The sequence below is a fragment of the Nocardia sp. NPDC050412 genome, from assembly GCF_044458825.1.
In the GTDB taxonomy this organism is placed as follows: Bacteria; Actinomycetota; Actinomycetes; order Mycobacteriales; family Mycobacteriaceae; genus Nocardia.
In genome coordinates this window covers 1-16,682 of record NZ_JBITIJ010000026.1, presented here as the reverse complement: position 1 = coordinate 16,682, position 16,682 = coordinate 1, and the positions used below count along the sequence as shown (strand labels likewise).

General features: G+C 64.8%; 17 protein-coding genes and 1 pseudogene. 1 reads left to right on the top strand and 17 read right to left on the bottom strand.

Going from position 1 to position 16,682, the window contains the following annotated elements; all coding sequences use genetic code 11:
- Nucleotides 1-208 precede the first annotated feature (208 nt).
- From ACIBI6_RS39500 to ACIBI6_RS39420, 17 genes are all read right to left on the bottom strand, one after another.
- Nucleotides 209-595 (bottom strand): hypothetical protein, encoded by a 387-nt coding sequence (locus ACIBI6_RS39500; protein WP_396960196.1) that lies wholly within the window; start codon nucleotides 593-595, stop codon nucleotides 209-211.
- The gene (locus tag ACIBI6_RS39495) at nucleotides 592-1,767 is read right to left on the bottom strand and encodes a PLP-dependent aminotransferase family protein (protein WP_396960194.1); all 1,176 of its coding nucleotides are present in this window, start codon (nucleotides 1,765-1,767) and stop codon (nucleotides 592-594) included. Before ACIBI6_RS39495 ends, ACIBI6_RS39500 begins: the two co-directional genes overlap by 4 nt.
- On the bottom strand, nucleotides 1,764-1,928 hold the full coding sequence (locus tag ACIBI6_RS39490) for a hypothetical protein (protein WP_364356712.1): 165 nt from the start codon (nucleotides 1,926-1,928) through the stop codon (nucleotides 1,764-1,766). Before ACIBI6_RS39490 ends, ACIBI6_RS39495 begins: the two co-directional genes overlap by 4 nt.
- On the bottom strand, nucleotides 1,925-2,377 hold the full coding sequence (locus ACIBI6_RS39485) for a cupin domain-containing protein (RefSeq protein ID WP_329411865.1): 453 nt from the start codon (nucleotides 2,375-2,377) through the stop codon (nucleotides 1,925-1,927). The genes ACIBI6_RS39490 and ACIBI6_RS39485 overlap by 4 nt, the downstream gene beginning before the upstream one ends.
- 47 nt (nucleotides 2,378-2,424) lie before the next feature.
- Complete coding sequence (locus ACIBI6_RS39480) at nucleotides 2,425-2,679, bottom strand: tail fiber domain-containing protein (protein WP_396960191.1); 255 nt, start codon at nucleotides 2,677-2,679, stop codon at nucleotides 2,425-2,427.
- A gap of 92 nt (nucleotides 2,680-2,771) precedes the next feature.
- Entirely contained in the window at nucleotides 2,772-2,942 is a 171-nt protein-coding gene (locus ACIBI6_RS39475; protein ID WP_396960189.1) for a hypothetical protein, read from the bottom strand.
- 68 nt (nucleotides 2,943-3,010) lie between these two features.
- Nucleotides 3,011-3,883 carry a class I SAM-dependent methyltransferase gene (locus tag ACIBI6_RS39470; protein WP_396960187.1) on the bottom strand — a complete coding sequence of 291 codons (873 nt, stop codon included), beginning with the start codon at nucleotides 3,881-3,883 and terminating at the stop codon, nucleotides 3,011-3,013.
- Between the two features lie 55 nt (nucleotides 3,884-3,938).
- Nucleotides 3,939-5,546, bottom strand: coding sequence for an MFS transporter (locus ACIBI6_RS39465; protein ID WP_396960185.1), 1,608 nt, complete (start codon nucleotides 5,544-5,546; stop codon nucleotides 3,939-3,941).
- 140 nt (nucleotides 5,547-5,686) lie between these two features.
- On the bottom strand, nucleotides 5,687-6,907 hold the full coding sequence (locus tag ACIBI6_RS39460) for an acyl-CoA dehydrogenase family protein (RefSeq protein ID WP_396960183.1): 1,221 nt from the start codon (nucleotides 6,905-6,907) through the stop codon (nucleotides 5,687-5,689).
- Between the two features lie 665 nt (nucleotides 6,908-7,572).
- A complete protein-coding gene (locus tag ACIBI6_RS39455) occupies nucleotides 7,573-10,155 on the bottom strand; it encodes a hypothetical protein (RefSeq protein ID WP_396960181.1) in 2,583 nt (860 codons plus the stop codon).
- Nucleotides 10,156-10,162: 7 nt separating this feature from the next.
- Nucleotides 10,163-10,474, bottom strand: a complete 312-nt coding sequence (locus tag ACIBI6_RS39450; protein WP_396960179.1) for a hypothetical protein — start codon at nucleotides 10,472-10,474, stop codon at nucleotides 10,163-10,165.
- Nucleotides 10,475-10,502: 28 nt separating this feature from the next.
- Nucleotides 10,503-10,856 carry a hypothetical protein gene (locus ACIBI6_RS39445; protein ID WP_364356694.1) on the bottom strand — a complete coding sequence of 118 codons (354 nt, stop codon included), beginning with the start codon at nucleotides 10,854-10,856 and terminating at the stop codon, nucleotides 10,503-10,505.
- A gap of 9 nt (nucleotides 10,857-10,865) precedes the next feature.
- Nucleotides 10,866-11,600, bottom strand: coding sequence for a hypothetical protein (locus ACIBI6_RS39440; RefSeq protein WP_396960177.1), 735 nt, complete (start codon nucleotides 11,598-11,600; stop codon nucleotides 10,866-10,868).
- Nucleotides 11,597-11,941 (bottom strand): YbaB/EbfC family nucleoid-associated protein, encoded by a 345-nt coding sequence (locus ACIBI6_RS39435; protein WP_364356688.1) that lies wholly within the window; start codon nucleotides 11,939-11,941, stop codon nucleotides 11,597-11,599. Before ACIBI6_RS39435 ends, ACIBI6_RS39440 begins: the two co-directional genes overlap by 4 nt.
- Complete coding sequence (locus ACIBI6_RS39430) at nucleotides 11,938-13,437, bottom strand: PE domain-containing protein (protein ID WP_396960174.1); 1,500 nt, start codon at nucleotides 13,435-13,437, stop codon at nucleotides 11,938-11,940. Before ACIBI6_RS39430 ends, ACIBI6_RS39435 begins: the two co-directional genes overlap by 4 nt.
- Nucleotides 13,438-13,465: 28 nt before the next feature.
- Complete coding sequence (locus ACIBI6_RS39425; RefSeq protein ID WP_396960172.1) at nucleotides 13,466-15,178, bottom strand: hypothetical protein; 1,713 nt, start codon at nucleotides 15,176-15,178, stop codon at nucleotides 13,466-13,468.
- Complete coding sequence (locus ACIBI6_RS39420; protein ID WP_396960170.1) at nucleotides 15,175-15,780, bottom strand: hypothetical protein; 606 nt, start codon at nucleotides 15,778-15,780, stop codon at nucleotides 15,175-15,177. The genes ACIBI6_RS39425 and ACIBI6_RS39420 overlap by 4 nt, the downstream gene beginning before the upstream one ends.
- Nucleotides 15,781-16,217: 437 nt before the next feature.
- On the opposite strand from ACIBI6_RS39420, the pseudogene ACIBI6_RS39415 reads away from it, so the two are divergent.
- Nucleotides 16,218-16,682: pseudogene (locus ACIBI6_RS39415) on the top strand (hypothetical protein); the annotation flags it as partial.

Below are 16,682 nucleotides of genomic sequence, written 5' to 3'. Positions count from 1 at the left end.
CACGCACACAATTCCAGGCAATTTCATGCGCGGCGCGCAAAAACATGCGCGGCTCGAGGAGCCTAGCCCCGGCGTACGGGTGGCTCGCGTGCGGAGACGAAGGGAGTTCGCCATGGGCGCCGGCGGCCTCGGCCTTGGCTGCCATGGCGTCGGGAAGGCTGATCGTAGTCCGCTTCAGCCACTGGTCACCCAAGAGGATGCGGAGGTTTCATGCGATTTCCGATGCCGCCGGATAGGCGAAACGGCGGCCGGTGAGGGTGGCGGGGAGCGGACCGCGGCGTGGGGTGCCGGATAAGTCGTAGAAGGTTGCGCTGGCTGAGCCGGTGAACTCGTCACCGTCCACGGTCAGGTCGAACCGCACGATTCCCTTCTGCACCGACGAGGGGTCCGCGCGGTCGACGGTGAATTCGAGGAACGCACCCGAGACCGTTGCACCCTCGGCCTTCCAGGTGCCCATCCCATTGCTGTCACTGGTGGCGCGATTGCCGTGATCCGGATTCGATTGCGCCATGGTGCCATCCGCGTGGAAGGCCATGACGTGGTAGCGAAACGGTGCGCCGTCGGCCACCACCTCCCAGACGCCGACGATGCTCATTCGCACAGTCCGGCGAGCAGTTCGATGCCCGGTTCGATCCGATGTTCGGGCACGGTGGCGAAGCTCAGCCGGATCGCGTTGCGGGGTGCGTCGGGGGCCGCGAAGAACGCGGATCCGGGCAGGAATGCGACTCCCCTGTTCAGCGCTGGGACAACCAACATGTCGGCGTCGAAATCCGCTGGGCCCTCGACCCATACGAACATTCCGCCATCGGGTTCGGTCCAACTGAATCCGGGCGGAAAGTACTTTCCCAATGCGGTCACTACCGTATTCAATTTGGCCGCATAAGATTTCACGAGCAGGCTCAGATGCTCGGATCCCACTGGTGTGCCGAGGAATTCGGCGGCGATCGCCTGGTTGAAGGCGGAGGTCTGCATATCGATGCCCTGTTTCAGGGCCAGTACGGGCTCGAGCAGGTCATCCGGCAGCACCGTAATGCCGATCCGCAATGCCGGGGCAAGAGTTTTCGACAGTGAGGTGATGTAGGCGGTGCGGTCCGGCGCGAAGGACCACAGCGGCGGCAATGGCTCACCGCGATACCGCAGGTCGGTGTACACATCGTCTTCCACGACCAATGCGTCGTGCCGGGTGATCACCTCGGCGACCTGCGCACGCCGTGCCGTGGACATGGTCCGTCCGGTCGGGTTCTGGAAAGTCGGCAAGAGATATACGAACGCCGGATCATGTTGTGCCAGTGCGCTATCCAATGCTTCCGGCAGAATGCCGTCCGCATCGGAGGCAACCTCGACCACCAGCGCGCCGTGGCTGCGGAACACCTTCACGGCAGGACCGTAGGTCGGGGTCTCCACGAGCACCACCGCACCGCGATTCAACAGCGCCATGCAGATGTTGTGCAATGCCCCTGATCCGCCCGTTGCGATATGCACCCGTTCAGGTGAACATCCGATTCCTCTGCCGGACAACAGTATTCGCGCCTGCTCCAGCAACGGCGGGAAACCCTGGGTGAGTCCGTACTGCAACACGGTATTCCCGTACTTCGCGATCGCGGCCCCAGCTAAGGACGACACCAGCTCACCCGGCAGCAGTGCCGGGTCCGGTGCACCGACCGCGAACGAGATCACATCCGGTCGCCGCGCCAATGTCGCGAACGCGTCGTCGATCGGCCCGCTGCGCATGGCCGCTTCCCGGCCGAACGCGACACCCGTGCTCACGCCTCCACCTCGCTGGCGCTCGGCTCCGGCCCGAGCACGCTCGTGGCTGTGTTGATTGTTCGCTCGCTGCGCTCACTCATAGCCTCCACCTCGCTGGCGCTCGGCTCCGGCCCGAGCACGCTCGTGGCTGTGTTGATTGTTCGCTCGCTGCGCTCACTCATACCCGAGCCAGCTCCTGCCGCAGGCGCGCGGCGATCTCGACTGCCGCGGCGTCGAATTCCGGCGTCAGCACGAGATCGTCACTGAACAGCGGATCGGTACGCACATCCACCGCCACCAAACCGTCGGTGTCGCTGAGATTCACCGCCACATGCACTACCCCCTCCGGGATGTACAGGAATTCGCCCGGTCCGTGCACGTACGGCTCCAATTCCGGACCGATCAGGGTTACCGCCCGTCCGGTCACGCAGAACACGATGGTTTCACTGCGCTCGTGCAGATGCGCCCGCGCCACCTTCCCCGGCGCCATATTCACCATCGCCGCCGAAATCCCTTCGGCGCCACAGGTATCCCTGGTTATGCAGGGCAGCAGATGCTGCTCCTGCGGTCCGACCACTTCCGCGACGTCGGCTGCGGCAACCACTCGCACGGCCTTGGCAATATTTCCCATTCTGCAATCCCAGACATCATTGTATTGGACAGGGTAAATACTCGATTTCACGACTTCGCACGCAGCTGGTCGAGCTCCGCGCGGAGTTCGGCGATCTCGTTGTGCAGAGCCTGAATACAAACCAGCGCGACACCGCTGGCATCGACGTTGTAGATCTTCTTATCGCTGTCCCCGAAACCGAAGGCAGCACGAAAGTCCTGTGCCATCGGACCCAGGTGTCGAACATCCGGCGATTCCCATTCGTAGCGCCAAGTGCTGATCGGCAACCGCACGACTTCGGCGAGGATTTCGTAGCCATTCACGGCTCGCTCATGTCCCGGTTCATCCGCTGGTCCGGACGGGATCTGTGGGGCCGGCGCCCGATGGCGCCGACCCCAAGGTAGACCGAACACGTTCAGCGATCCCACACCACCGCGACGCGGTCACGCTTTATCGCTCGATCGCTTTCGATGGTCGCGCTGGCGACGCCTGCCGCGACCGTGGCCAGGCCGGTGCTGGCGGCAGCCACAATGGCGACTCGTGCCAGCACAGCCGCGTGCGTGGTCATCGCGCTGATCTTCTTCATCCGATGTTTCCTTTCTCTCGAGGTCCCAGCCTTTGGCTGCGGATCCACGTATCTGTGCTCGCTCGCGTCTATTCGGGCACTCGCCGGAACGCGAACCGGAGCAGAACCAGGTGCTCGTTGTCGAATTGACCCGCGGACACATCGAGGTAGCGCTCGTAGGTATGCACGGACTTCTCACCGACGACTTCGACCGCCTTGTCGCGATTGGCCCGGAGTCGTTCGAGCCATTCCCGGCAGGTCTTGGCGTAGTCTTCTCGTCCGTTGACTACCGAGCGCACCTCGAACAGCTTCTCGGCGGCATGGGCCACCTCCGCGAACCTGGGCATATCCGATTCCGGGAAGATCTCGGCCCACAGGAAGGCGTTATCGGCGATCACGGCCTGGTCGATCGGCCGGTTGCCCTTCGCGATCGTCTGCACGACAAGTCGTCCACCCGGCTTCAGGATCTTGTAGCAGTGCTCGAAGAACTGCCGATACGCCGCGGTCTTCTCCTGTCGCGACGAGCCGAAGCGAACGAAGTGCTCCATCGCGCCGACGCAGAAAATGGCGTCATAGGACTTTTCCGGGTGATGGTCGACCCAGCTCTCGAGTCGAACATCGATGCGGTCGTCCGGTCGTCCCTTGATGTAGTCGTATTGCTGACTGCTCAAGGTGATTCCGGTGGCGTGCGAGACGCCGTACCGGTCGAGGGCCGCGCGCATGAGACTTCCCCAACCGCAACCGATATCGAGGATGCGTTCCGATTCGCCCGCCCTGCCCGATTCCAGCAGATAATCGATCTTGCGCACCTGAGCCTGCTCCAGGGTGTCGCCGTCCTCGAACATCGCGCACGAGTAGACCAGACCTTCATCCAGCCATAGTTCATAGAACGAATTTCCGAAATCGTAGTGATGCTGGATGGCATCCTGGGATGCTCCCCGGTACTCGGTCGTTTCCGTCATGATTCCTCCGCATAGTCGATCAATGAGCGCATCGGCTCGAGATTGGTTTCGGTTGTTATCCGGCCCGTTGGTGCGGCATCTCGGCTCCTTCGAGCGCGTCGTTCTGCTCGAGCGCGTCCGCGCACAGCTCCCGATCGTCGGATGAGCGCCCTCCGGAGCGCGCGGTTTGGATAAGCACCGCGACCAACGTGACGAGCACGACGGCCAAGGCGGCGATGATCCCGATCCGGTAGCCGTCGATGAACGCGAGGTGGATGTCGCGCACCAGCAGCGCCCCGGCCGACCCGCCGACGCGGTCGGCCACCGCCACACCCTGCCCTACCGAATCCCGTGTCGTATCGGCCAGCGCGGCTGGAAGGGACTGTGGCAGTGTCAGATTCGCGCGATAGCACACATCGGCCAAAGTTCCGATGACGGCGACCCCGATCGATCCGCCTACCTGCATCACCGTGGTGTTCGCTGCGCCACCGACCCCGGCCCGCCGCGGCGGCAATGCGCCCATCACCGTGTCCTGCCCAATGCTCAGCACCATGCCGTAACCGAGCCCGCCGATCACCAACACCACGAGCGTGGGTGCCACCGACGACTCGATGTCGGTGGTGAGTCCGAACACCAGCCCGGCCAGCATGATCGTGAGTCCCGCACTAAGGACACCGCCTAATCCGAGCGCACGCCGCAGCATCGGCCCCAGCCGCGCCCCGACCGCGATCGCCGGCGCCCCGGGCAGAAAGGTCAGCCCCGCGGCGAGCGGCGAATAACCCCGCACCGACTGCAGATATTGGGTTACCAGGAACAGCACCCCGAACATCGCGAGGAAGACCGCACCGAGGCTGAACATGGAGATCGGCACATTCGGGCCACCGAGCAACTGCCGGTCCAGCATCGGCTGCCTGCTACGAACCTGAACGATGGCGAACACCGCCAGGATCACTACCGCACCGATGAGCGCCACCAATGTGCTCGGCGCGGTCCAGCCCTGCTCCGGCCCCTCGATGAGACCGAAAACCAATGCACCGCAACCCAATGCGGCCGTCACGGTGCCGAGCCAGTCGATGGAGCGGACCTGATCGGCCCGAGTGACCGGCACCAGCGCCAGCACCGCGATCAGCCCGAGCACCACGGCGGCGGAGAAGACCACGAAGATCGAACCCCACCAGTAGTGGCCGAGCAACAGCCCGCCGATCGGTGGACCGACCACAACGCCCGCACCATTCAGGGCCGCCCAGAGGGTGAAGGTCGCCGCGCGAGAGGCTGCGGTGTCACAGATCGTGGCGATGGTCGACAGGGTGGCCGGAACCATCACCGCCGCACCGACTCCCATGATCAGGCGAGCCGCGATCAGTGTCGCGCTGTCCGCGGCCACCGCCGCCACGATGCCGCCGAGCAGGAACAGCAGATACCCGCCGACTAGAACGCGCTTGCGCCCCAACCGATCCGCCAGCGTGCCGCCGGTCAGCAGCAGCACCGCGAAGGCCAGAGTGTAGGCATCGACGATCCACTGCAGCACGCTGGTCGAGGCGTCGAGTTCGCGCGAAAGCGTCGGCAACGCGACATTGAGGATCGTATTGTCCATCCCGACAAGGAAACTCGTGCCGCACAGAGCGGCGATCACGAGACCGCGCGGCCGGGGCACGGCCTCGACGACGTTGTCGTGCACGTTCACGCCCCCACCTCGCCGATACTCGGCTCCGCCACGAGCGAGCAACGCCCGGCGGCATCGACTGTTCGCCCACAGCGCTCGCGCAAGCCTTCACCTGTCGACGCTCGGCTGCGCAACGACGGCGGCCGTGTTGACTCGCTCATTCAGGCAGCATCCGCGTGGCCGGATTCCGCGGCGGCCCGCATGGCGAAGTCGCGGATCAACTCCTGCATGATCACCAGGCGGTGCGCTTCCTCGGTGCCGCCAGCGATGCTGACACAGACCGCGTCCAGCCACATTTGATACAGCCCGGCTTCTTCCTGCACGCCGTAGCTGCCGCATACCTGGATGGTGTCGGTCACCGCGTCCATGCACGCACGCATCGCGGACATCTTCACCTGCGAGGCCTCGAGCGTATAGCGCTGTCCGGCCGCCATTTTCGCTACCGCGTCGGCGGTGAGGGTACGGATTGTGTCCAGGCGCAACTTGATATCGCACAGGCGGCGCTGGATGTGCTGGTGGTAGGCGATCACCTTGCCGCCGGCCTCGCGCGTCGCGGCAAAGCGCACGGCGTGCTGCAACATTCGATCCATCGCACCGGTGCCGACGAAACCGGCCATGATGCGCTCCCGGCGCAGCGCAGCGTTGAGCAGTTCCTTGCCGCGGCCGCGACCGAGCACATTATGTCGCGGGATGTGGACACCCTCGAACGCATAGCGGCCGACCGGCGCCGACCGAGTGCCAGCGGGCTCCAACGGCGTCACGGAGACTCCCGGCGATGCCGTCTCCACCAGAACGCCGACCAGATCACCGTTCTCCGCGTCCTTGGCCCACACCAACGCCACATCCGCGATCGGGGCGCTGGTGATATGCCATTTGACACCGTCGAGCCGGTAGTCCTCACCGTCGCGGGTGATGGTGGTGTGCGGGCGCAGCGCATCGGTGCCGCCGTGCTCCTCGCTCAGTGCGAACGCCAGGATCTCCCGGCCGGTCGACAACCGACGCAACCACTGTTCGCGCACTTCGGGCGCGGCGGCCTCCGCGATCACGCCCATACCCAGCAGACCGTGTGTGATCGGCACGATCGTGAAGCCGGGGTCACCGCTACCTGCCGCGATACCTTCCAGCGCCGCACCGAAATTCGCGACGGTACCGGCCTTATCACCGGCATCGACCAGGTCGAGAATGCCCTCGGCCACGATCGCATCCCACAGCACCCGGTTGAATGCCCGGTCGGTCCAGGCCTGGCGAGAGGCCTGCTCGACCTTCGCACTGGCCCGTTCGAAACGAGCTCGGATATCCGCCGTGCTTTCGGCTCGACGGCCGGAGGCGAGAACCGCGGCGACTCCCGCTAGCGGCGATGCGGATCTGGTATCAGTGTCCATTACTGCTCCAAAAAAGTACGCAGGATCATCGCTCGTGGCGATGGAAAGAATTCAGAGCTCCTGAGTTTTGAAGGTGTCTCCGGGACGGACGTTACGCATGTGACGAAGACGCCTCCACCGGAGGAGGAAACATTAACGCAGATCTCACAATGTGTTAAATGTTGTTACTTAACAGTTATCTTAAGAATTACTAAAGTCGCGCAGGCATAACTTTTCTGCTTTTTCGATATGAAATGACGCCGCTGAAGACAGTGGAATAAATCCACTCCCCGACCGCGCCGAATGCGGGCATGGCAACATAACCACATGTCAACCGCCAAGGGCGGTCGTCCAATCGCCACCACGCGTATCTCACTGCGGAAACCGAAGACAATTACGCGTGACGCCGCACCAAATATTTGCGCAGCCGCTCATTGCGCACAGCGTGCGTAGATCGGCACTGCGTGTAGCTGATCTGATCAACAGTTGCTGAAGTCGATAACCTCCAAGCATTCGATAGCAGATATTTATCGCAGACTCTCGAAGAGAGGTCCGCAGCCGAGCTGGTCCGCGAGCGCTGCGCTCGACCGACCCCTCGGCATCTCGAACGCTATGGCAACCACATACCCAGAACATCCGCCGTGCCCGGCGGAAATATCCGCACTACGGCGCCGTGGCGCTGGGATTCACCTCGTCGGAGGTGCGGTGACCGACGAGCGGCGCGGCGCGGGAGGCGGTGTCTGGGCGGACATTTGCGTGAACGCCGGGTGGTCGACGAGTTGTCCGTGCGCGTAGATCGCATCGCGCAAGCGCTGCCGGGTCGGTTCCTCCGCCAACAGCAGCACCAATTCGTCACAGCGCCGTTCGAACAGCATCGACCGCAGTACCGACGCATCCGAAGCGGAGCGGCCAGCGGCGGTTTCCGATCGTAGCTCCCCCAATGGAATTCGCGAAACATCCGCCTTCAGCGGCAACATGGACGCCACCAACAGATCATCGGCATCGCGCAGCTCTTCCCACCACTGTTCCGGAACCGGTTTGGCCTGCCGGAATGCCTGTAAGATCCGCTCGCGCACGGCAGCGGTGCCGAGCGCGGTCGCGCCATTCGGTCCCAGCCGTGCCGTGCGCGCATGCGCGTCGACGGCGAGTTCCACACAGCGCCAACCGATCCGGTCGGTGGGCACCGATGCGGCCCGCTCCAGCAGTTGTGGCGCGCCGATCAGTTCCAGCCGGTCCACCAAACCTACTGCCGGACTGGCGAAGTCCATCATCACCGCGGCGCCGACCGAAGCTGCCGTCGGCACATCGCCCATCTGTCGACTCAGCGCGTCCTCGATCGGTAGCGAGGATGCCAACGCGGTCAGCCGAGCCCCGGTTTTCTTACCCCAGGCCAATGCGAATTCCGCGAGTACTCGGGCCGGATCGGCGATCCCCTCCCAGGCTGTATCCGAGACCGACCATACCCACGGCGTCGATAATTCCCGAGGCAGGTACACCCGCGCCGGCATCCATCCCTGCCCCTCGTTCGAGGTGACGAACGCGCCGATACCGCCGGGATGCCGCATTACCGACACCGCCCAGGCCGTGCCGACCGTCGCGGACTCGGCCGCCGCGAGCAGGCTGCTCAGCAAGGTGCGCGCCAGTGCGAGATCGCCGTCGACCCGTTCACCGACCATGAACGTCGGGGCCGCCGCCGCGATCATCGCGGCGCCGACCGCATCGCGCAGATGGTCACTGCCGGAGGACTTTTCGGAGTCATCGGGGGTCGCATCCGACCCGACCGGAACCCCGGGTACCGGACGCGGTGGCGCGTTCTTGCCAGGCGGTACCGAAACACCCGGAGCCGAAACACCGGACGCCGCTGGTGGTCCCGGCGAAACCCGGGGCCCCGCACCGGAAATCCGCGAATCGCCTCCCTGGGGCGCTCGCGTATCTGCCCCCGGTGCCGACGGACTCGCGGCGGCACCTGTCGCACCTGGTGGCGCGGTAGCGGGCGGTGCCGTAACCATCGGCGGCCCGACGACCGGCGGCGGCGCTACCGGCCCCGCGAAGGCACCCGGCATGGTTGCGAACAAGCCACCCGGCGCCGAATCCAAGCGTTCCCCATCGAGGTTTGCCCCCAGCGACTTATCCGTACCGGGCTTCGACCCCGCACCTATCACGTCATGGTCGGTGGAACCGCCCTCGGATGTCGAGAGGGTTTCCGCCGCAGCGGATGTCGAGCCGCTGTCACCGGAAGTCGTCGCCTCCGGCTGGGACGCGCCGACGTCGGCCGCACCTGCGGATTCACCGATATGCTGTGGCCGGTAGCCGGAGTCGGGGGCCGCCCCGTAGCCGGGCGCACCTATGCCGGTCGACGATGCACTGGGCGCCTGCGCCTGCGGCTCGGTACCCGGCGGCGGTCCCATCGCTGGCTGCGTCACAATCGGGCTGTCCGTGCCGCCCGGCCCGCTCGGCACGCTCGGCACGCTCGGCACGCCGAGCTCACCACCGGGCAGCGGCGAGAACGGCCGCGGCAGCCCTAGTTGATCGAAGAGCCGATTCAGCGCGTCCAATGCCGGGATCCGAGGCACCCCATGACCATCCGGCAATCGCCAGCCATTGGGCCAGCCCGGAACGCCGGGCGGCCGCTGGTGTGACGCCCCGGGATGCCGCGGCCCATGCCCCGCGTGCGGATCCGAATGTCCGCGATTTCCAGGCCCTCCGGAGGATCGACGTTGCCACGGCCCCGGCTGCCCCAATGCGGCAGCGATCGCCTCCAACTCCGGCAGGCCACCCGGTCCGATCAGGGTCAGCGCGTGCCTCGCCACCTCGTCGACCTCGACCCGTGCCTGTCCGATGATCTCCTTGACCTTGGCCTGCTCCTCATCGACGGTCGAACCGTCGCCGTCTTCGTCGGAGACCTCATCAGGAACAGCGCGAATTTTGCGGTCGGCGTTATCGACGATGTCGAGAATGTGGGTGCGCGTACGGTCGACGATTCCGGCGATATGCCCGAAGGTGTCGGCGGTGGCCACCAGCGCATCGACGAAACCCCGCAAAGTTCCCTGCTGGGCGCGCAGATCGTCCTTGATCGGATCCAATCCGGCACTAGAGCGGACGCTGTCCTCAAAGGCTCGGCGGGCGCGGTCGGCCTCCTCAGGATCCAACGCCTCCGCGCCGTCACGCGAGACCGTCTCCAGCGCACGCCACTCGCGTGGCGAGATCTCCGGCCAGTTCGCGCCGACAATCGCCTTCCAATGCGGACTATTGCGCTCCTCCGGGTCCATCCGGGAATCAGATCGACTCGGTTACCTGAGTGCCGCCCGCGACGTCGGTGCCGCGGATGGCATGGTTCGTCTCGACGACATGTCTGTGCATCGAACCGGCATGGCTGTTCAGGTCATCGACCGCGTCCCCGAACCATTCGACGATCAGATCCCGCACCTTGACGGTACGGTGATCGAGCGCCGATGACGGACTGTGCTGCAACACGAAGGCATCGGTATTCGCACTGACCTGGCCGGTGTAAGAGGTCACGACCCCGACGTGGTGATTATGGGTTGCCGTCACGTCGTCCGGATCGTCCATATCCAGGATGTAGGTCATGGCAGGTCCTGTCTGAAGATTCCGGCTGTCAGGAAGTGGTGCCGAATTCGGCGATTTCGGTTGCCCGATAAGAGGATTCGGTGGGCAGATCGAACGAATCGATGGTGTACGGGCGGGTGCCGTTGTGCTCCATCTCGGCCCGCAAGCCGACCCGCGACTTCAGATGCGCCAGCCGGGCGAGCCGGAGGATCTCGTTGGCCAGCCAGGTGTCCCCGCTGTCCCTGGCGTCGTCGGTGATATGCAACCCGACGACCTCGCCGTCGCGACCGCAGGCGACACCGACGGTGTGGTCCGGATTGAACACCTCATAGGTCAGACTGTGCCAGTCCGGCGCCGGGACCTCGTCGAGGTCGTCCGGGTCGAGATCATGGATTTCGGTCATCGGCTACTCCTAGGTGCGTGCCACGGTGCCGGGCGCGATCACTCGGTCCGGCGGCCCTGCGGCGGGTTTATCCGAAGTCGGCTCATCGGGTTCGGACAGCTGCTGCGCCAACGCATTCCACGCGGCATCGCCGATGGTCATGACCTGACTCAATTGCCAGAATCGGGCCCCGAGATACATTTCACCGGTGCCGTCCGGGGCGATGTCGAGATGATCCGGCCCATCCGTGGTCGGATTCAGGCTGATCGTGGTGGCCGGGGGGAACTGATCGTCGACATTGATGATCGTCGCGCCGCCGCCGGGGATAAAACTCTGCCGACAGCGGTCGCTGGCCGCAACCGCCAGATCGGAGCTGTTGGTGGTGAGCGTGACATCCGGATTCAGCAGCAACTGCAGCACCCAGGAACGAGCCGCTTGCTCCGGATTGTCAGCGTTGATCGAAATGGTCAGTGTCGCCGCCAGATCCACGACCAATACCGCCTCGGCGCTGGTCACGCCGACGACCACCAACCGCTTCGGTGAACCAGCTGGATACGGCAGATCGTCCGCGGCAAGGGCGACCACGTCCGAACCGACACCGACTCCGGTGACCGGATGCGCGTTCACGGTTCCGGTAGCTACATCGATCGCATACGCGCACAGCAGATCCGGGGTGCGATCGGCGACCCCGGCCAAACGGACCAGCCCCTCGCGGTGCAGCCATCGAACGGTGTCGGCGACGGTTACGCCGTCGCCATCACTCATGACGCCTGCTCCGCGGTGGCGGCGGCCGGTTCGGGATCCTCGGCCCACGGATCACGGTCCATGAGCTGCTCGTACTGACGTGCCGCGTCGGCGGTGCTCTCCCGGATGGCCGTGACGATCTCGGTGACCAGTTCATCGCTTTCGAACCGGTCGACGGTGCCCGGAGCGAGGTACAGCCCGACGAGTCGTCCCATGGCATCGACCTCGGGAATCACCGCGCCGCTCGGCGACGGCCGACGGGCCCGGATGCCATCGATCTTCTCGCGCAGATCGGCGATCTTATGGCGCAGTTCGCGCGCGGCATCGAGAGCGGCCTGCACATCGGGGTGGATATCACTCATGCGGAACCTCCGGATTGGGACGCCTGATTGGGCTGGGACGGCGTCGGCGGTGTCACGGTCGGCGCGATCGTCGGCTTCTCGCCGATCACCTGTTCGGTATGCGGGGTGTCGTCGACGTACATCAGCCGATCCGGATGCCAGGCCACCACGCGATTGCGTTCGTTATTGCCGCCGCCCGCACCACCCATACCCGGCGACATCGGCATGTACGGCATCATGCCCGAACCGGTGCCCGCGGCGCGCGCCGCACCGGCCGCCGAGGTCGACAACGGCTCGATCACCGAGGTTCGAGGCAGACTCGAGCTGTTCGCGGCACTGCCCGAGGAACTCACCATCGGCATCGGGCCGATGCTACTTACGGGCGAGATCGTGCTCGACGACGAATTCATCGCGCCGGTGATATCGGAAATCGGCATGGCACCACCACCACCGGCCGAACCGCCACCGAGCGAACCGTAGTCGGTCGAGCCGTAGTCGCTGTAGCCGTAATCGTCGAGCCCCTCCGTCGTCGAGTCGGTGCTGTTCTGATTCAACAGACCGGAGGACATCAGCGAACTCATTACGGTCGGCAACATCTGGGCCAGACTGCTCAGCATCTGACTGCTGTCGCCCGAACCGCTCGAACTGCTCTCGCCCGAACCGGTTTTCGACGAACCGGCGTTTTCCGCGTTCTTGGAGCCGACGGTGGTGGCGTAACCGGTGATGGTCTCCGCCGAACGCGCGTTCTGCTCCTGGAACTTCGCCAGCGCGGCCTGGATACCGAGCTCGTTCTTGGAGCGCATCGCCTTGAGCAGTTCCTTGCGGGCTGCGATGATCTCTTCGGGCGTCGGGTGTTTGGCCTTCGCCGTGGTGAAGGCGTTGCTGTAGGTGTCGATGCCCTCGACCAGCTTGCCCAGCCCGGTGCCGAGTTCGTCGAGCCAGCCACGATGTTTGGTCAACTCGGATGCCGCGGCCGAACCGACCGGAACCCAATGCTGCATCGTCTGGGTTGCCTCGTCCACGCCCGTCAGGGCGGCGGGATGGAAGCCGCCGAGGAAACCACGCACATCCGCCGACAGCTTGTTCGCCGGACCCGTTCCGAGACCGCCACGCAATTGGTTGGCGAAGGTCAGCGGATCAACGCTGGCACCGGCAGCGGGCATATTGAAAGCCGGCGGTTGCCGCACATTCAGCGGCATCGGCTCCGCGACGGGATTGACCAACACCTCGCCGCCACTGCCGTTAACTTTGCGCGCTCCCTCGTCGTCGGCGACGGTGTAATCCGCCGCCGCGGCACCCAGCTTCTGCGCGGTCTTGTGAATCTCGCTGAGCACACCCGACATACCGTTCAACAGGTTTGCGGCGTGAGCATTGAGCTGCGGAACCGCCTCGGCCGATATCGGATCGCTGCCAGCCGGCAACACCCAGCCCGTGGGCAACGACTGTCCGGTGGCGTGCGCCAGCGCGGCGAGTTTCGCCGCCGCGGCGGCGAGTTCCGCCGGGTTGACGTCCACCATCACTGCCTCCTCTCACCCTGGCGCGTGCTCAGGCAGGCGCCCCGCCCGCGGCCGCGAGCATCGGCGCACCGGACTGGTCGCCCGTCGGGGCACCGCCGGGCACCCCGCCCGACTGGTCGCCCGCTGCCGATGCCTCGATGCCGTGCGGGTGGACGAATCCGGAGAACTCTCCGAATTCCCCCGCGCTGTCCGACAGCTGGTTCAAGTTGTCGGAGGTCAGCTCTTGCAGCTTTCCGCCGATAACGGCCTCCAGCGTGCCGCCGGAATCCGGGGTGCCGAACTTCACCACCACCGCCGAGCGGTCCTTCCAAACCGCGACATCGCCGGTCATCACCTCGTTCGGATCCTTGGAGTCGCCGATCTGCTTCTTGTCCGACCACTTCGCTGGTGTCTTTGCATAGGCCGCCTGCGCGTCGGTACCGCTCTGGTTGCCGAAGGCGGCGTCGAGCCCCTGCGCGGCCACCGCGGTGACCTTCTGAGTACGGCCGTCGGGGAAGGTGTAGTCCACCATGCCGTCGGCACCCGGAGTGTGGCCGGGCACCGTACCTGCGGGCTGACCGGGCTGCGAAGAGGAAGCGCCGGGAGGCGGTGTCGACCCCGCCGGGGCACCTGGTGCGGTTGTCGCCGCCGGCTGAGCCTGGGCCTGCACCTGGGGCTGCGCGGCGACCGCGGGCTGCGCGGCCAGAGGTTGCTGCTGGACTTGGCCATTCTGGCCGTTCTGCTCGAGCATGCGGCGCATCATTTCCTGCTGCGCGAGCTGCTGCATCATCGGGCCGATCGAGTTCATCATGTCGCTCATACCGGAACCGAGGCCCGACCCCATCCCGGAATCGGGGGAGGCTGCCGAGACCGGGGAGGCGCTCGTGGGACTCGTGGGACTCGTGGAGCCCGGGTCCGCCGACCCGACCGAGCCGGGCCCGGTGCCCGAGCCGTCCGAACCGCCGGTGCCAGTGTCGGTCGAAGCGCCGTCCTTGATAGTGCCATCGGCACCGAGGTCGAGGGGCTTCCAGGTGTCGTCGGTTCCGGTGCCTGTTTCAGTGCCAGTGCCGACCGGCTGGGCCTGCGTTGGATCGTAAGGATTGCCGGTCCCGGTCGGGTTACCGGGGCCCTGCTTCTTCAGGGCGTCTATTTCCTTCTGGAGCTTATCGTTGATCGACTTCTGTTCCTTCAGATCATTCGTCAGAGCTTCGATCTGCTTGGCCTGATCCTTGATCGTTGTAGCGTTCCCCGATTGCTGGTCCAATGCCCCCTGCATTGTCTCCGCACTTTTTGTGATCCCGGCGGCAACATAAGTCATTATGTATTCGTCTTCGGTACCCGCCTCGGGTGGTGTCGCGGCAGCGGTATTGAGCAAATCGATCAGTTCACCCATTTTCGCCTGATATGTGGCCCGATCATCCTTCGCATCTTTGACCTTGTTGAACACATTTACGTATGCCGTCTGCATGGTGTCGAAGGCCTTGCGGAGCGTCTCCGACCTCTGCGAATAGTTGACCATTGTTTCCGATCGCATTTCGCTCATACTGATCGGAGTTACCTGCATCACCTCGCCCGGCTTCGGCATATCACCCATCTTCCCCGACCCCAGGGCGTCCCAATTGGCGATGACGGTTTTCAACAGCTGGTAATCCACCAGATTTCGAGTAGCCGCCGAGACGTTGTAGCTTTTTTCGTCTCCCGGATAGCCGTTACCGTACACATCCGGCACATAAAGGACCGGCATCTGCGGCGTTTCGGTCATGCCACGACCTGGTACGGCTGCTGCGCCTTACCATCCGAGTTGTACTCCAGTACTGCTTTCGAGTCCTGAGCCCCGAAGTACCTATTGCTCATATCCGCCCCCGCCGGACGAGTAGGGATAGCCTTGAGTGCGGTCTCCCCGCCACCTGAGCCATTCCCCGGCCACCAACCGGCCTCATCCAGACGACTTCCGGCATAGGCGCCCGCGGCGCGGCCGGTCGCGCGCGAGCCCGCTACGCCAACAGCCTTGGCGCCCCTGCCGAAGGCGGTGCGATTCTTGAGACCTGGTATCTTCGTCCATTTGAAAATATCTTGCTTATTCTTCGCAAGATAATCGATCCCTTTGCCGATCCCTCCCTTAGTGGCAAGCTTCTCCGCAATCGGACCGCCCACCTTCGCCAGGATTCCTCCCGCAATTTTCCCGCCTGGGATAGCCGACATTGCCCAAGTCGTGGCACCCGCCTGCAGCCCCTTGCTGATACTGCCTTCCTCGACCCCAGTCCAGACGGCGTCGGTGAGACCGGCAAGGGGAGCGCCAACGCCGGGCACTACGGAGACCGCGGTCACGACGACATCTTTCCAGCTCAAGCCAAGAAAGCCCATCTGTTCACCTACTCAGTACGGGGTCGATGGCAGCACCTGCGACCCGAACAACGAACCGACAATCGGCCATCCCGGCGGGACCGGTGATCCAGGCACGGATGAGACGGTTAGTGTTCATCGCCATAGCCGCACCCACCTTCCGATCGCGCACTCCGTCCAAGAACGGGCCCTGACCTGCAAATTCAGCGTCGACAGGCAGTGCCGCTCGGGCAAGCCCTCGACGAACCCATTGTCGAGGATTCCCAGCGTTGGGAACCGTGGTGGAAAGCGGCGCGATCAGGATAATTTTGGGGAAGACGTGCACGAGTCGCCGTAGCCGCCAGCATCTTCGCCTGGCCCGGTGACCGAGGGAAGGAGTACCGGATGAGTCGCCGCCGCCTGGTACTCGAGGTCTCCGCGCTGCACGTCATCCGTATGCGGGCGTTGGGTGGTGGGTTGTGACGAGTCCTTTGGTGGAGCCGGTTGTCGCCGATCCCGAGCTGGATCCGGAGGCGGATGCCGGAGCGGACGAAGGAGATTCGTCGGCGGAGTCGGCGACGCCATGGACGCGGTTGGGGCGTAGAGACGGCACACAATCGGGGCAGCCGAGTGTTACGGCGCCGGGCGCAAACGGACAGGGTTCATCGCCGGATCCGGGTGGTCAGAATGCGGTGCCGGGCCAGCCGCAGGCCGGTTCTGTTCAGCCCGGTCCAGGTAAGGGCGTGGCACCTCCAGCCGCTGGGGGTGCTGTCGCGCCGGGGGCTGCGGGGCCGCAGGCTGGGTCGGCGCCGGGTGCTGCTGGTCCGGCGGCGCCTGCTCCTGCGGGTGCGGTGGCGCCGAATACGTCTCGGACCACGGATGATTCAGCCGCTGATCATGGTGGCGGGTTGTTGGATCCGGATACTTTGACGGCGTTGGCGCCG

Bases quoted from the DNA above. Each gene is read 5' to 3' on its own strand.
- ACIBI6_RS39455 (WP_396960181.1), bottom strand. From the start codon at position 10,155: ATGGACCCGGAGGAGCGCAATAGTCCGCATTGGAAGGCGATTGTCGGC.
- ACIBI6_RS39425 (WP_396960172.1), bottom strand. From the start codon at position 15,178: ATGACCGAAACGCCGCAGATGCCGGTCCTTTATGTGCCGGATGTGTAC.
- ACIBI6_RS39470 (WP_396960187.1), bottom strand. From the start codon at position 3,883: ATGACGGAAACGACCGAGTACCGGGGAGCATCCCAGGATGCCATCCAG.
- ACIBI6_RS39475 (WP_396960189.1), bottom strand. From the start codon at position 2,942: ATGAAGAAGATCAGCGCGATGACCACGCACGCGGCTGTGCTGGCACGA.
- ACIBI6_RS39430 (WP_396960174.1), bottom strand. From the start codon at position 13,437: ATGGTGGACGTCAACCCGGCGGAACTCGCCGCCGCGGCGGCGAAACTC.
- ACIBI6_RS39485 (WP_329411865.1), bottom strand. From the start codon at position 2,377: ATGGGAAATATTGCCAAGGCCGTGCGAGTGGTTGCCGCAGCCGACGTC.
- ACIBI6_RS39440 (WP_396960177.1), bottom strand. From the start codon at position 11,600: ATGAGTGATGGCGACGGCGTAACCGTCGCCGACACCGTTCGATGGCTG.
- ACIBI6_RS39460 (WP_396960183.1), bottom strand. From the start codon at position 6,907: ATGGACACTGATACCAGATCCGCATCGCCGCTAGCGGGAGTCGCCGCG.
- ACIBI6_RS39435 (WP_364356688.1), bottom strand. From the start codon at position 11,941: ATGAGTGATATCCACCCCGATGTGCAGGCCGCTCTCGATGCCGCGCGC.
- ACIBI6_RS39445 (WP_364356694.1), bottom strand. From the start codon at position 10,856: ATGACCGAAATCCATGATCTCGACCCGGACGACCTCGACGAGGTCCCG.
- ACIBI6_RS39490 (WP_364356712.1), bottom strand. From the start codon at position 1,928: ATGAGTGAGCGCAGCGAGCGAACAATCAACACAGCCACGAGCGTGCTC.
- ACIBI6_RS39450 (WP_396960179.1), bottom strand. From the start codon at position 10,474: ATGACCTACATCCTGGATATGGACGATCCGGACGACGTGACGGCAACC.
- ACIBI6_RS39500 (WP_396960196.1), bottom strand. From the start codon at position 595: ATGAGCATCGTCGGCGTCTGGGAGGTGGTGGCCGACGGCGCACCGTTT.
- ACIBI6_RS39420 (WP_396960170.1), bottom strand. From the start codon at position 15,780: ATGGGCTTTCTTGGCTTGAGCTGGAAAGATGTCGTCGTGACCGCGGTC.